This window comes from Halomonas sp. BDJS001 (genome assembly GCF_026104355.1).
Lineage (GTDB): Bacteria > Pseudomonadota > Gammaproteobacteria > Pseudomonadales > Halomonadaceae > Vreelandella.
In genome coordinates this window covers 4,082,919-4,096,754 of the sequence record NZ_CP110535.1, presented here as the reverse complement: position 1 = coordinate 4,096,754, position 13,836 = coordinate 4,082,919, and the positions used below count along the sequence as shown (strand labels likewise).

Genomic DNA, 13,836 nt, shown 5'->3' with positions numbered 1-13,836 from the left:
TATGGTCGACTACTTCCTACGCCACCGCGCGGCCAGCTATTTAATGACGGTGGTGCTGCTGGCGGGCGGCGCGCTATCGTTTTTAGGCATGGGCCAACTGGAGTTCCCCGAATTTACCATCCGCAATGCGTTGATCACCACACAGTATCCCGGAGCGACGCCTGAAGAGGTCGAACAGGAAGTCACCTCGACCCTGGAAGAGTCAATCCAGGAGATGTCATCAATCAAGCGTGTTAGTTCGGTAAGCTCTGATGGTCTCTCGCAGATTACCGTTGAGCTTGAAAGCACGGTACAAAATGAAGAGCTGCAGCAACTGTGGGACTCGCTGCGCCGTAAAGTACAGGATGCCCAAGCTGCGCTCCCGCCGGGGCGAGTCAATCCCGCGTAAACGACGACTTTGGTGATGTATTTGGCTTTATGGTCAACCTGACCGGCGATGGGTATAGCATGCCGGATCTGGCTGACCACGCTGATTTCCTCAAGCGTGAGCTCGCGCTGGTGAAGGGCGTTGCGAAAGTGTCATTAAGCGGTGAGCATGAAGAACGCATCTATATCGAAGTTGATCGCGAACGTCTTCGCGCGCTCAATATTCCGCTTGCTCGTCTGCAGCAACTGCTTGAGACCCAAAATGCCGTGGCAGACTCAGGGCATCTTAAACAGGATGGCCGCCGTTTTCGCATCACGCCCACGGGGAGTGCAGCGAATATTGACGATCTGCGCGCCCTGATTGTCAGCGAGGGCGATGGCGAGCTGGTGCGGCTGAGCGACATTGCCGATGTGAGCCGTGAGCTGGCGGAGCAGCCCCAGCAGCTTTACCGCGATATGGGCAGGCCGGCGATCTCGCTGGGCGTCTCGTTTGAAAGCGGCGTCAATGTGGTTGAGGTGGGGGAACGGCTAGAGCAGCGTTTGGATGAACTGCAAAACCGCACGCCGCTGGGCATGGAGCTAAACGTCGTTTACAACCAGCCCCAGGTGGTCGATGACGCAGTATCCGGTTTCCTGGTCAGCTTGATCCAGGCGGTGGCCATCGTCATCGTGGTGCTGATGCTGTTTATGGGATGGCGCAGCGGGCTATTAATGGGCTTTATTCTGCTGATCACCATTATCGGCACCTTTATGTTGATGCGCTTTCACGGGCTGCAGCTGGAGAAAATCTCGCTGGGGGCACTGATTATTGCTCTTGGGATGCTGGTGGATAACGCCATTGTGGTCACCGAAGGCATGTTGGTAGGGTTAAAGCGCGGCAACACTATTCGTGATTCAGCCCACCAAGTGATTCGCCAAAACGCCTGGCCCTTGCTGGCGGCCACGCTGATCGCGATTGCCGCCTTTGCGCCCATCGGTCTATCGCCCGACACCACCGGAGAGTTCATAGGCTCGCTATTCTTCGTGCTGCTCTACTCACTGCTGCTGAGCTGGATCACGGCGCTGACGTTAACGCCCTTCTACTTCAAGCTGTTTTTCCGCAACGTTGCCCCCGGCGATGGTCAGGAGGATCCCTACAAAGGCGTGGTTTACCGTTTTGTAGGCCGCGTGATTATCGCCGGTATTCGTTGGCGCTGGATAACCTTGGTACTGATGGTGGCCGTATTGGCGGGTGCCGTGGTGGGCTTTGGTTCGGTTAAAAATGCCTTTTTCCCAGCCTCCAATACGCCGATCTTTTTTGTCGATTACCGCACGCCGGAAGGCACTGATATTCTCGAAACCCAGCGCCGCGTTAGCGAGCTGGAAGAGCGCGTGATGGAGATGGACGGCATTCGCCACCTGACGACTACCGTCGGCGGTGGGGCGCAGCGCTTCACGCTCACCTATTCGCCGGAAGACCGCTATTCAAGCTATGCACAGTTGATTGTCGAAACCGATGATAAGGCGATTCAGCACGACCGCATGGCCGACGTCGAGCAAGTGCTTAAGCACGATCATAGCGATATCGACTATAAAATCGCCCCACTGGAAGTGGGGCCCGCCCCCAAAGCCAAGCTAGAAGCGCGTTTGTACGGCAGCGATCCGGCAGTGCTACGTCAGTTAGGTGATCAGGTTGAAGCCATGTTCCGTGATACGCCGAATATGACCAGCGTGCGCACCAGCTGGCGTAACCGCGTGCAGGTGATTGAGCCGGCCTTTCTTGAGGATACCGCACGCAGACTGGGGGTCTCCCGTGAAGATCTGGCCAGCACCCTTGCCCTCAGCACTAGCGGCAGCCAAGTGGGGGTTTACCGCGATGGCAGCGATCTGATCCCGATAGTGGCTCGGGCGATCCCCGAACAGCGCCACGACGTAGACAATTTAGGCTCGTTGAACGTATGGAGTGAAGAGCAAAGCCGTTACATTACGGCCGATCAAGTGATCCGCGATATCACCACCCAGGTAGCGGATCCTCTTATTATGCGCCGCAACCGTGAACGCATGCTGGCGGTGTACGGCGAGCCTGACCCGTTAAGCGGGGTGACTGCCGCCAGCGTATTGGCTGAGATTCGCCCAAGGGTGGAGGCGTTAGATCTACCCGCGGGCTATCGGCTGGAGTGGGGCGGAGAGTACGAGACCGCAGGCGAAGCGCAGAGTGGGCTATTTGCCTCACTGCCCCTTGGTATCGTGATGATGTTTATTCTCACTGTGGTGCTGTTCAATAACTTCCGTCAGCCGCTGGCTATTTGGTCGCTGGTGCCATTAACCATTATTGGTGTAGTGGGCGCGCTGTTGATCACCGGGTTGCCCTTCTCGTTTATGGCGCTGCTGGGCACGCTAAGTTTGATCGGTATGGTGATTAAAAATGCCATCGTGCTGGTGGAGGAGATCAATGTGCAGTTGCCGCTACACCAAGACCGCTACCACGCCGTGGTGCGAGCAGCCGTCAGCCGGGTTCGCCCGGTCGCCATGGCCGCATTGACCACCATGCTGGGGATGATCCCGCTGATTAGCGATGCTTTCTTCGCCAGCATGGCGGTCGCGCTGATCGGTGGTCTTGGTGTCGCTACGCTATTAACCCTGATAGTGCTGCCGGTGGTTTACTGCGTGCTCTACCGGATTCGCATACACCCGGATAAATAACACCCCGCACTGGATTGCTTTTTACCCTACCTAGCCGCCGTGGCTTAGCGAAGTCACGGCGGTAAAATGGTTGAGTTTAAATTAGACTAAAGTTGAATAACTATTGGCCGATAAAGATAAAGTTTTGGATAAGAACCAAAAAGAAAGGTTAATTTAATTTAGTCTAAAATCGCTGGAATGTCTCTAGCTAGATTATGTTAATTAACAAAAACTAATCTAAACCTGGAGCAGTCCTGTAAATGAATCGTATTCTTAATAATGCCTCAATTAAAATGAGCTTAACGCTCGTTTTGGTTATTTTTTCCCTGCTAATAATCATTATTGCCTTTCTTGGTTATCAAGCAGGCGAAGAGGGTAGCTCGTCGCTTAAAGAGGTTGACCGCGCAGCAGACCAAATGCGGTCAGTTAATCGGGGACAGCTATCACTTGCGAATGCACAGCTTTTTTACGTGAATAGCTATGTCGCGGCTTATGAAGGTGATACTCGCGCAGCGCGTGATTACCTGACGGAAGCACAGAGTATGCAGCAGTCAGCTCAAGAGTACTTTTCCAGATTTGAGTCTATCGCTATTCAGACGCCTCTTGTGGAAACCTTGCTGACCAGTTTCCAGAACTTGACGGAACAGGGGTTGATGCCCCAAGAAGTAGCGTTGACAGCTGGCGATGAGGAGCAGTTTCGCAATGCAAGGGAGACGGCCAGCGAGTTAAATCAGCAGTTCATAGAGGCGGGAACGGCCTATAACGATTACATGGCTGCACAAAATAGGATAATGGTGGACGATTATGAAAGTGACATGCAGCTCCTCACTTATATTGATATCGCCGTGTTGATATTTGCCGCGTTAATGGTGTTGTTCGTCCGCATTGCTATGGTCGGTTCGATTGTAAAGCCGCTCGATGAGGCGGTAGGTCATTTTGAGCGCCTTGCGCAAAATGATCTCTCTGGCAATGTCAGTGCACGTGGCAGAAATGAAATTGGCAAACTGTTTAGCGCCATGCAGCATATGCAGAGTAATTTGGTTAAAACCGTTTCTGAGGTACGCAATAGCAGTGGCTCTATCCATATCGGCGCGCGTGAGATTGCCAGTGGTAACGCGGATCTATCCTCACGTACCGAGCAGCAGGCGTCTTCACTGCAGGAGACGGCCGCCAGCATGGAGCAGTTAACCGCTACCGTTAAACAGAATGCCGATAACGCCCGCCAAGCCAGTCAGTTGGCTAACGATGCGTCGAGTACTGCAGGTCATGGTGGTGAAGTGGTTGAACAGGTGATTACCACCATGCACGGTATTTCCAGCAGCTCACAAAAAGTGGCGGATATCATAAGTGTTATCGACTCTATCGCCTTTCAAACCAATATTCTGGCGCTTAATGCCTCGGTGGAAGCCGCTCGGGCAGGTGAACAAGGGCGTGGTTTTGCGGTGGTGGCCAGCGAAGTGCGTAACCTGGCGAGCCGCAGTGCGGATGCCGCTAAAGAGATCAAAGCACTGATTGATGCCTCATCTAATCAGGTAAAAGAGGGCTCAGCATTAGTCGAAAGCGCTGGGGAAACCATGCGTGAAGTGGTTGCCTCTGTGCGCCGGGTGACCGATATCATGGATGAAATATCCGCAGCATCCCAGGAGCAGAGCTCGGGTATTGAGCAGGTCAACCAGGCGGTTGCCCAGATGGATGAGGTGACCCAGCAGAACGCGGCGCTGGTTCAGCAGGCTTCCTCGGCGGCAAGCTCGTTGGAAGAGCAGGCAGCGCGGCTTGAAAGCGTTGTTTCAGCCTTTCGTTTAGCGGAAGGGGACAGCCGCACGCAGCATGCGCCTTTAACCTCGCCACAGCGTTCTTTACAGAGGGCTACACAGCACTCGCCACAACACGCGTCAAAACAACAGCCCGTCCTACTGCGGCCAGCGCCGCGTAGCCAGCAAACGAGTAGCGTCGACCAGGATTGGGAGTCTTTTTAAGCCCGTGTTTCTATTTGGGTTTTAATAGCTCAACCATTTGAGCAGTTCAACTGCCGCGCTGTGCAAAAAGCGCCATAGACTTAAAACAAAACCTAGCGCGCGGATGAGAGATCATCCGCGCGAATCTTTATAAGTGCTTAATTTATTAAAATAGTAGTTAGCGTGAAAACAAGTCAATTGTTAAAAAGTATGAACTCGATGTTTTAGGTTGAGTGAGGGTTGTAATATCAAGTAACCCAAAGGTGGCTGATTACTCCTAATGATATAGGGGGATATGAGTTGCCTCTCTTAACTTTAAGCACAGCCGGAGCGAAAAGCTCAGGAAGCGAGGCCCTTACCCATGAACCGACTACTTAGTAATATCTCAGTGAAGATGAGTTTGACTCTCATGCTCGCTATTTTTTCAGTGTTAATTGTAATAATTTCTTTTCTCAGTCATCAGTCTGGGAAAAGGGGGGAGAGTCCCTTGAGGAGCTAGATAACATTACAATGCATCAAATGCTGCCTCTTAATCGTAGCCAACGATCAGTCTCCTATACGCAGCTATTTTATTTGAATAGTTTAGACGCGGAACACGAAGGCAATACTGGCGTAGCGAGTGATTACCTCGCTCAAGCGGCAACTTTTCAAACGGCTGCCCAGGAGTTCTTTGCAACTTTTGAGTCATACGATCCTCGTGCTACTCAGGCCGAGCTAGCTGAAGCGGTGATCACTTCCTTTAATAACCTTATGCAACAAGGACTGATCCCTCAAGGCGAAGCATTAGAAGCAGGTGATGAGGCTGGTTTTCGCACTGCACAAGAACGAACTAGTGCTTTGAATCAGCAGTTTATGGAAGCGAGCATAGCTTTCAATGAATTCTTGGTTGAGCGCGGTGACCAATTGGTTACCGGTTATGAAAACGATATGCAACTCATCACCTACATTGATATCGCTGTACTCTTAATTGCAGCGTTAACGGTTTTATTTGTTCGCATTGCCATGGTCGGCTCAATTGTCAAACCGTTAAATGAGGCGGTAACGCACTTTGAGCGTATTGCCCAAAATGATCTTTCAGGGAAAGTCAGTGATCGTGGCCGTAATGAGATTGGTAAGCTGTTTATTGCCATGCAGCATATGCAGAGCGGCTTAGCCAAAACGGTGTCAGATGTGCGCGATAGCAGCGGCTCTATCCATATCGGCGCGCGTGAAATTGCCAGTGGCAACGCAGATCTGTCGTCGCGTACCGAGCAGCAGGCCGCTTCTCTGCAGGAAACCGCCGCCAGCATGGAGCAGTTAACCGCTACCGTTAAGCAGAATGCCGATAACGCCCGTCAGGCGAGCCAGTTGGCAAATGATGCATCGAGCACGGCAAGCAACGGTGGCGAAGTGGTTGAGCAGGTGATTACCACCATGCACGGCATTTCCAGCAGTTCACAAAAAGTGGCGGATATCATAAGCGTTATCGACTCTATCGCCTTTCAAACCAATATTCTGGCGCTTAACGCCTCGGTGGAAGCCGCACGGGCAGGTGAACAAGGGCGTGGTTTTGCCGTCGTGGCCAGCGAAGTGCGAAATCTGGCGAGCCGCAGTGCGGATGCCGCTAAAGAGATCAAAGCACTGATTGAGGCGTCATCAACCCAGGTAAAAGAGGGCTCAGCATTAGTCGAAAGCGCTGGGGAAACCATGCGTGAAGTGGTCGCTTCGGTGCGCCGCGTGACCGATATCATGGATGAAATATCCGCGGCATCCCAAGAGCAGAGCTCGGGCATTGAGCAGGTCAACCAGGCGGTTGCCCAGATGGATGAGGTGACCCAGCAGAACGCGGCGCTGGTTCAGCAGGCTTCCTCGGCGGCAAGCTCGTTGGAAGAGCAGGCGGCGCGGCTTGAAAGCGTTGTTTCAGCCTTTCGCTTAACGGAAGGGGAGAGCCGTACGCAACACGCCCCGCTAGCTGTCCCCCAACAAAAGTCGCCTGCGCTTATGCGGCCAGCGACTCGTAGCCAAGCCAGTAGCAAAGCCACGGCGAGTGCTGAAGGTGATTGGGAAGCTTTCTAAGCTCACGTGTTCCGCCGCTTAGATTTCCCGATACTTGTATTTCCCGATACTTAGGCAGTATTACCCCCTCTCTTCAAGAGGGGGTAATAGTTTAGCGAGCGCCTAGTCCCTTGACGAGCTAAGTGCCGCAGCCACTTCTTCAACCTGAAGTGCCAGGCTCTGCAGTCCACCGCCTGAGAGGTACCACAGCGCGGGCGTTAACATAACGACCCGCGCTGTCTCTGTCTCAGCTCTCGCATCGAAGAGCGTTTGCGCTAAAGCATCAGCGGTGGCGGGTTCCTCACCAATCGCGGCGCTGCGATCAATCACCAGCACGACCTGCGGATCAATTTCACTAATTGCCTCAGGTGAAAGCGGGGTAAAGGTACGGTTACCGCGGGTTTCAGAAGTGACACTTGCGGGCATCTCTAATGCTGCAATACCCAGTACGTCGTGAACGACCGGGTGCTGATTCAGCATCAGATTGCCGCCGTTGTGGGTTACTACCAGCGTGCGGGGGGCGTTGCTTAACGCTTCGCGCTGGGTCTCAATCTCGGCGTGCAGTGTACCAAGCGCCTCTTCGGCTTTGCTTTCCACTGCTAAACGACTCGCTAGTTCGCGTACATTGGCGTCAAAAGCAGCCTGATAGTCGTCACCCTGCAGGCTGGTGTTGAGCAGCGGGGCGATTTCGCCAAGCTCTCCTTCCCACTCACCCTGGCGGCCAGTATAGAGAATCAGGCTAGGCTCGCTTTCGCCAAGAGTATCCATATCCGGTGAGCGCAGGCCGCCAATATCGGTGACGTTTTCGGCTGCATATTGCTCAAGATAGTCAGGCAGGCTGGCTTTCGGCACACCCACTACCTGAGCATTTAATCCTAGCGCATCCAGCGTATCAAGGCTGCCTAAATCGAAGGTGGCGATTCGCTGGTCAGCGCTCACGGTGGCGCTTGCAGTTGCTAAGAGTATAGCGGTGGTAGTGATAGCGAGCTTCATCGGTCTTCCTTTTATGAGAAAATATTCTATATGCGACAGCTTCTCATATTCTCAAGGATGCTGTGTCTTGTCGCTACTTGGTGATGGAACAGCACGTTGCGCGAAACGCGACCGCCCTCACAGACTGAGGGCGGCGGGAAGTGTAAAAGAGAGGGTTAAGAGCTTAAGAGGCAACCCGGAAGGGATTGCGCGGGTCGTTATCCCAGGCTAGGAAGGGTTGACCGGTTTCCTGGGGCACCATGGTGATGCAGTTTTCCACCGGGCAGGTGATCTGGCAGAGATTGCAGCCTACGCACTCCTCTTCAATCACTTCATAACGCCGCGCGCCGTCCTGCTCGGTAAGCTTGGCAATCGACTGGTGGGAAGTATCCTCGCAGGCGATATAGCAGCGGCCACACTCGATGCACAGATCCTGATCGATCTTGGCGATGGTCTTGAAGTTGATATCCAGATGTTTCCAGTCTGTCGTCTGGGGTATCGCCTTGCGCGAGAACGCCTCGATGGAGTCGTAGCCCTTCTCTGCCATCCATCGGGAGAGGCCGTCCTTCATCTCCTCCACAATCCTAAAGCCGTTGAGCATCGCCGCGGTGCACACCTGCACGCTGCCCGCGCCGAGTGCGATAAATTCCGCTGCATCCCGCCAGGTGGAAATGCCGCCAATACCGGAAATGGGCAGCGTTGGCGTCGCTGGGTCGCGGGCAATTTCCGCCACCATATTCATCGCGATAGGCTTCACGGCGCTGCCGCAGTAGCCGCCGTGGGTGCTTTGATGGCCTACCGTGGGTTTGGCGACCATGTTGTCCAGGTCGATGCTGGTGATCGAATTGATGGTGTTAATCAGCGAGACCGCATCGGCACCCCCCCTAAGCGCTGCCTGGGCGCCCACGCGAATATCGGTGATATTGGGGGTGAGCTTTACAATCACCGGTTTGGAGTAGTGCTTTTTACACCAGTAGGTGACTTTTTCGATCAGGTCGGGGTTTTGGCCTACTGCCGCCCCCATGCCGCGCTCCGGCATACCGTGAGGGCAGCCCAGATTGAGCTCAATGCCGTCCGCCCCGGTGGCTTCTACCAACGGCAAAATATACGCCCAGGCCTCTTCATTGCAGGGCACCATAATGGAGACGATCAGCGCACGGTCGGGCCAATCCTTCTTCACCTGGGTGATCTCTTTAAGGTTGATCTCAAGCGAACGGTCAGTAATCAGCTCGATATTATTAAAGCCGATGACCTCGCGGTTCTTGCCGTAATGGGCCGAGTAACGCGAGGAGACATTCACTGCGGGTGGCTCTTCGCCAAGGGTTTTCCACACCACGCCGCCCCAGCCCGCCTCATAGGCGCGTACCACGTTGTAGGCCTTGTCGGTGGGCGGTGCAGAGGCCAGCCAGAACGGATTGGGGGCTGTGATACCAGCAAAATTAACCGATAGATCAACGCCGTTGACGACGCTGTCGCCACTGTTTTTCTTACCTGGGAAAGAGAGCGGGGTGGTATTCATGCGGCCTCCTGCTTAACGGCGAGCGCTTGATGAATGGCGTGAGCGGCCAGTTTGCCGTGCTGCACGGCCTGAACGGTAAGGTCTTGGCCGGGCTTCACACAGTCGCCACCGGCGTACACATTGGGCAACGAGGTACGGAACATCTCATCCACATGAATACGTTCGCCGTCGCGGGCGAGCTCAGCGGCGGTGGCGTCGCGTAGACTTTCGTCTTCGAAGCCCTGACCGATAGCGGTGAAAATGGCGTCGGCGGCGATCTCAAAGGTTTCACCTGTGGGTGTTAATCGCCCTGCTTGATCCGACGTCTTGGCAAAGCGCATGCCCGCTACACGATCCTGATCATCTAGCAGAATCTCGTCGGGCTGAGCCCAGGTCACCATGCGTACACCGTTGGCTTTGGCGATCTCCTGCTCGTGGTCGGTGGCGGACATGGCTTCAATACCGCGACGGTAAACCAGCGTTACCTCCGTAGCGCCTAAGCGGGCCATTTGGGTGGCCATATCAATGGCGGTATTGCCTGCGCCAATCACGATACAGCGCTGGGCTACCGCAAGAGTGCCCAGGTCGTCGGCCTGGCGGAGAACTTTGATGTAGTCCACCGCAGGCATCAGGCCGGGTGCTTGCTCCCCGGTTAAACCCAGGGCACGGCTGGCGCCCAGGCCCAAGCCGAGAAACACGCTATCGTACTGCTTATGGAGCGTGGCAAGCTCCAGGCTTTCGCCCAGCCGTTGGCCGTACTGGATCTCGATGCCGCCAATTTCCAGCAAAAACTCGACTTCCTTGTGGGCGAAGTCGTCGGTCATTTTGTAGCGGGCAATCCCGTATTCATTTAGCCCGCCGGGCTTCTGTTCGGCTTCAAAAATCGTTACTTGATGGCCCAGCATGGCTAGGCGGTGAGCGCAGGAGAGCCCCGCCGGCCCGGCGCCTACCACGGCAATATGGCGGCCTGTGCTGGCGGCGCGCTTAAAGGGGTGGTTATCGAACTGCATGTTATCGGTAGCGTGGCGCTGTAACAGGCCGATTAGCACCGGCTGGCACTCGGCGTCGTGATTGCGTACGCAGCTGCGTTCACAGAGAATTTCGGTGGGGCACACCCGGGCGCAGCTGCCGCCGAGAATGTTGGCTTCCAGAATGGTTTTTGCCGCGCCGTTGATATTGTTCTCGCTGATCTGGCGAATAAAGCTCGGGATATCGATATCCGATGGGCAAGCCTCTACGCAGGGTGCGTCATAGCAGTAGAGGCAGCGCTGGCTTTCAATCATCGCCTGGCGCGGAGTAAGCGGTGGGTGTAGGTCGCTAAAGTTGCTTGCCAGCGTATCCGGGTCATAGGTGCCGACCTCTTTTGCGCTGGGTAGGTGGTTCAGTGGGTTAGTCACAGTAGAGCCTCCGCTGTTGTTATGGGCACAGCTGTTGGTCTTGGTCGTTCTTTCTTATTCAGCGCTTGACCGCCATCGGCGCATTTAGCTCGGCGCGTTTGGCCAACAGCTCAAAGACACCGGGATAGGCGGGGCGCTCCAGATAGCGGCCCGCACCGCGCTCGGCGCGTAGATCACCGTCACGCCATACCCACTTACCGTGGCTGATGGTGTGGCGAGCGATACCCCGCACTGTTTTGCCCTCGAAAATATTGAAGTCAACGTTCTGGTGATGGGTTTCGGCAGAAATCGTCCGGGTGCCGTTGGGATCCCACACCACGATATCCGCATCAGATCCCACCTGAATCGCCCCCTTGCGGGGGTAGAGGTTGAAAATCTTGGCGGTGTTGGTGGACGTCAGTGCGACAAACTCCTGGGGCGAGAGCTTGCCGGTGTTAATGCCTTCATCCCACAGCACGGCCAGGCGATCCTCCACCCCGGCAGTACCGTTGGGAATCTTGGTGAAGTCGTCTTTGCCCGCGGCTTTCTGATCGGCGCAGAAACAGCAGTGGTCGGTGGCGGTGGTTTGCAGGTTGCCTGATTGCAGACCGTGCCAGAGGGCCTCTTGATGCCCTTTGGGGCGGAAGGGAGGGCTCATCACGTGGGCGGCGGCACGGCCCCAATCAGTATCCTGGTAAACGCTGTCATCGATGAGCAGGTGCCCGGCTAAACATTCGCCGTAAACCGGATGCCCTTGCTGGCGGGCATAGGCGATTTCGTCCACTGCGTCTTTGGTGGAGACGTGCACCAGGTAGATCGGCGCGCCTAAGGTGCTGGCAATGCGAATCGCGCGGCTGGCGGCCTCGCCCTCTACCTGAGGTGGTCGGGAGAGCGGGTGCGCTTCCGGCCCCGTCATGCCCTGGGCGAGCAGTTTCTGCTGCATGTGGTACACAAGCTCGCCATTTTCCGCATGAACGGTGGGGATCGCACCCAGCTCCAGGCAGCGCGAAAAGCTCTCCACCAGAATGTCATCGGTGGCCATAATCGCGCCTTTATAGGCCATAAAGTGTTTGAAACTGTTAACGCCGTGCTCCCGCACCAGGGTGCCCATCTCCTCCTTTACGCTCTCATCCCACCAGGTGATCGCCACATGGAAGGCAAAGTCGGTGGCGGCTTTTTCCGCCCAGCCCTGCCAGGTTTCAAACGCTTCCAGCAGCGACTGACCCGGCTGGGGAATCACGAAGTCGATGATTGACGTGGTGCCCCCGGCCAGGGCCGCGGCAGTGCCGGTGTAGAAATCCTCGCTGGCCACGGTGCCCATGAACGGCAACTGCATATGGGTGTGGGGATCGATGCCGCCGGGCATCACCAACTGCTCGCTGGCATCGACAATCTCGCAATCGGCGGGTATCTCTAAATCGGTGCCGATGGCGTGGATTTTACCGTCAACGCACAGTATGTCGGCACGATAGGTGTCAGCGTGGGTGACGACGGTGCCGCCCTTGATTAGTAAACTCATTGTTAGCTCCTGTATTGTGCCAGCAGAATCATTCGCCGTCGGTTAAGCGGGTATAGGTTTCCGGGCGCCGGTCGCGGAAGAATTGCCAGTTGTTGCGCACCTCGCGAACCATGTCCAAATCGATCTCGTGAACCAGCAGCTCGTCTTCGGTTTCGCTGGCCTGGGCTTCGATTTTGCCGCGGGGGTTGACGATGTAGCTGGAGCCATAAAAGTCGCCGATATTCCACGGTGCCTCAGTGCCGACACGGTTGATGGCGGCGATAAAGCAGCCGTTTGCGGCGGCGGAGGCGGGTTGCTCCAGTTCCCACAGGTATTGGGAAAGACCGGCCACGGTGGCGGAGGGGTTGAAGATCACCTCGGCGCCGTTAAGCGCCAGGGCCCGCCAGCCTTCGGGAAAGTGGCGGTCGTAGCAGATATACACGCCGATTTTGCCGTAGGCGGTATCGAATACCGGCCAGTTGGATTGGCCTGGCTTGAAGAAAAATTTCTCCCAAAATCCCGCTACTTGGGGAATATGGGTTTTGTGGTACTTGCCCAGGTAGCTGCCGTCTGCATCGAACACCGCGGCGGTATTGTAGTAAACGCCTGTCTCTGTCTCTTCGTACACCGGCACGATGATCACCATCTGGTGCTCGGCGGCGAGCTTCTGCATCATCTGGCAGGTAGGGCCTTCCGGCACCCGCTCGGCGGCGGCGTACCACTTGCCGTCCTGGCTGGGGCAGAAGTAGGGCTGGTTAAACACTTCCTGAAAGCACAGTACCTGTACGCCTTGATCAGCCGCTTGCTGAATCATCGGCAGATGCGCTTCGTTCATCGCATCGCGGATGGCTTCGGGCTCCAAATCGGTGCTGGCTTTTAGACCCATTTGAATCAAGCCGATTTTCATTTTCTGCATGAGACACTCCCTCTGATTGTTGATTTAAAGCGTGTTTAGGAGTTGAGAATTAATATTATAAAGCTGACTAGGCTGGCAGCTTTTGTTGAAAGTATCGCTGGCTTGGTGGTTTTAGCAAGTCTTAAAATTCAATTTCTACAATCGCATTTAACTCTTTGAGTTTGTTTGTTTTTATTATTTTATGCAGCTGCATTCACTTTTTTGGTGAACCCTTGCACCGTTATGGTTTATCTGTTTTTTGTTTTATAATCATTGTCTTAGTTAATTTTTTATAGGTATTCGTTGTGTTTTTGTGTTTGGTGTTGGTGCAAATATTTTTTTTGATCTAGCTTTGTTTAATTGGTTTTTGTTTGAGGTGGGAAAGAAAATAAGGTAACAAGCTAACAATAATATTGTTGTCCATTAAGACAGTTTTTTAATCAAGGAGTTAGTCGTCCTGCTTTTGTGGATGGGCACACTTATTGCTTGTTTTCTAAAGCTATGGTTTCTAACAGCCATGATTTCTAGGCGTCTTTTTGAACAGTTCCACTGACTGTGGGAGTGATGGACAACGCAATGCT

9 protein-coding genes are annotated in these 13,836 nt (G+C 54.6%); 4 read left to right on the top strand and 5 right to left on the bottom strand.

Going from position 1 to position 13,836, the window contains the following annotated elements; all coding sequences use genetic code 11:
• Position 1 precedes the first annotated feature (1 nt).
• The 4 genes from OM794_RS19025 to OM794_RS19010 all read left to right on the top strand — a co-directional run bounded on the left by OM794_RS19025 (position 2) and on the right by OM794_RS19010 (position 7,037).
• A complete protein-coding gene (locus OM794_RS19025; RefSeq protein WP_265153970.1) occupies positions 2-388 on the top strand; it encodes an efflux RND transporter permease subunit in 387 nt (128 codons plus the stop codon).
• 29 nt (positions 389-417) lie between these two features.
• Positions 418-3,048, top strand: coding sequence for an efflux RND transporter permease subunit (locus OM794_RS19020; RefSeq protein WP_265153969.1), 2,631 nt, complete (start codon positions 418-420; stop codon positions 3,046-3,048).
• 239 nt (positions 3,049-3,287) lie between these two features.
• Positions 3,288-5,003: a methyl-accepting chemotaxis protein gene (locus tag OM794_RS19015; protein ID WP_226246878.1), complete on the top strand. Its 1,716-nt coding sequence runs from the start codon at positions 3,288-3,290 to the stop codon at positions 5,001-5,003.
• A gap of 552 nt (positions 5,004-5,555) precedes the next feature.
• Positions 5,556-7,037: a methyl-accepting chemotaxis protein gene (locus OM794_RS19010; RefSeq protein ID WP_320442891.1), complete on the top strand. Its 1,482-nt coding sequence runs from the start codon at positions 5,556-5,558 to the stop codon at positions 7,035-7,037.
• A 102-nt stretch (positions 7,038-7,139) separates the two neighbouring features.
• Here the strand turns inward: OM794_RS19010 and OM794_RS19005 are convergent, their stop codons facing one another.
• The 5 genes from OM794_RS19005 to OM794_RS18985 form a co-directional block, all read right to left on the bottom strand.
• Positions 7,140-8,009, bottom strand: coding sequence for an ABC transporter substrate-binding protein (locus OM794_RS19005; RefSeq protein ID WP_265153968.1), 870 nt, complete (start codon positions 8,007-8,009; stop codon positions 7,140-7,142).
• 163 nt (positions 8,010-8,172) lie between these two features.
• Positions 8,173-9,507, bottom strand: a complete 1,335-nt coding sequence (preA, locus tag OM794_RS19000) for an NAD-dependent dihydropyrimidine dehydrogenase subunit PreA (protein ID WP_226246882.1) — start codon at positions 9,505-9,507, stop codon at positions 8,173-8,175.
• A complete protein-coding gene (locus OM794_RS18995; protein ID WP_226246883.1) occupies positions 9,504-10,883 on the bottom strand; it encodes an NAD(P)-dependent oxidoreductase in 1,380 nt (459 codons plus the stop codon). The genes preA and OM794_RS18995 overlap by 4 nt, the downstream gene beginning before the upstream one ends.
• A 58-nt stretch (positions 10,884-10,941) precedes the next feature.
• On the bottom strand, positions 10,942-12,381 hold the full coding sequence (hydA, locus tag OM794_RS18990; protein ID WP_088701890.1) for a dihydropyrimidinase: 1,440 nt from the start codon (positions 12,379-12,381) through the stop codon (positions 10,942-10,944).
• 28 nt (positions 12,382-12,409) lie between these two features.
• Entirely contained in the window at positions 12,410-13,276 is an 867-nt protein-coding gene (locus OM794_RS18985; protein ID WP_226246884.1) for a nitrilase-related carbon-nitrogen hydrolase, read from the bottom strand.
• Between the last annotated feature and the right edge of the window lie 560 nt (positions 13,277-13,836).

What these genes read in the sequence shown, in the direction of transcription:
- OM794_RS18985 (WP_226246884.1), bottom strand. Translation starts at nt 13,276, where the DNA reads ATGCAGAAAATGAAAATCGGCTTGATTCAAATGGGTCTAAAAGCCAGC.
- OM794_RS19005 (WP_265153968.1), bottom strand. Translation starts at nt 8,009, where the DNA reads ATGAAGCTCGCTATCACTACCACCGCTATACTCTTAGCAACTGCAAGC.
- hydA (WP_088701890.1), bottom strand. Translation starts at nt 12,381, where the DNA reads ATGAGTTTACTAATCAAGGGCGGCACCGTCGTCACCCACGCTGACACC.
- preA (WP_226246882.1), bottom strand. Translation starts at nt 9,507, where the DNA reads ATGAATACCACCCCGCTCTCTTTCCCAGGTAAGAAAAACAGTGGCGAC.
- OM794_RS19020 (WP_265153969.1), top strand. Translation starts at nt 418, where the DNA reads ATGGTCAACCTGACCGGCGATGGGTATAGCATGCCGGATCTGGCTGAC.
- OM794_RS19015 (WP_226246878.1), top strand. Translation starts at nt 3,288, where the DNA reads ATGAATCGTATTCTTAATAATGCCTCAATTAAAATGAGCTTAACGCTC.
- OM794_RS19025 (WP_265153970.1), top strand. Translation starts at nt 2, where the DNA reads ATGGTCGACTACTTCCTACGCCACCGCGCGGCCAGCTATTTAATGACG.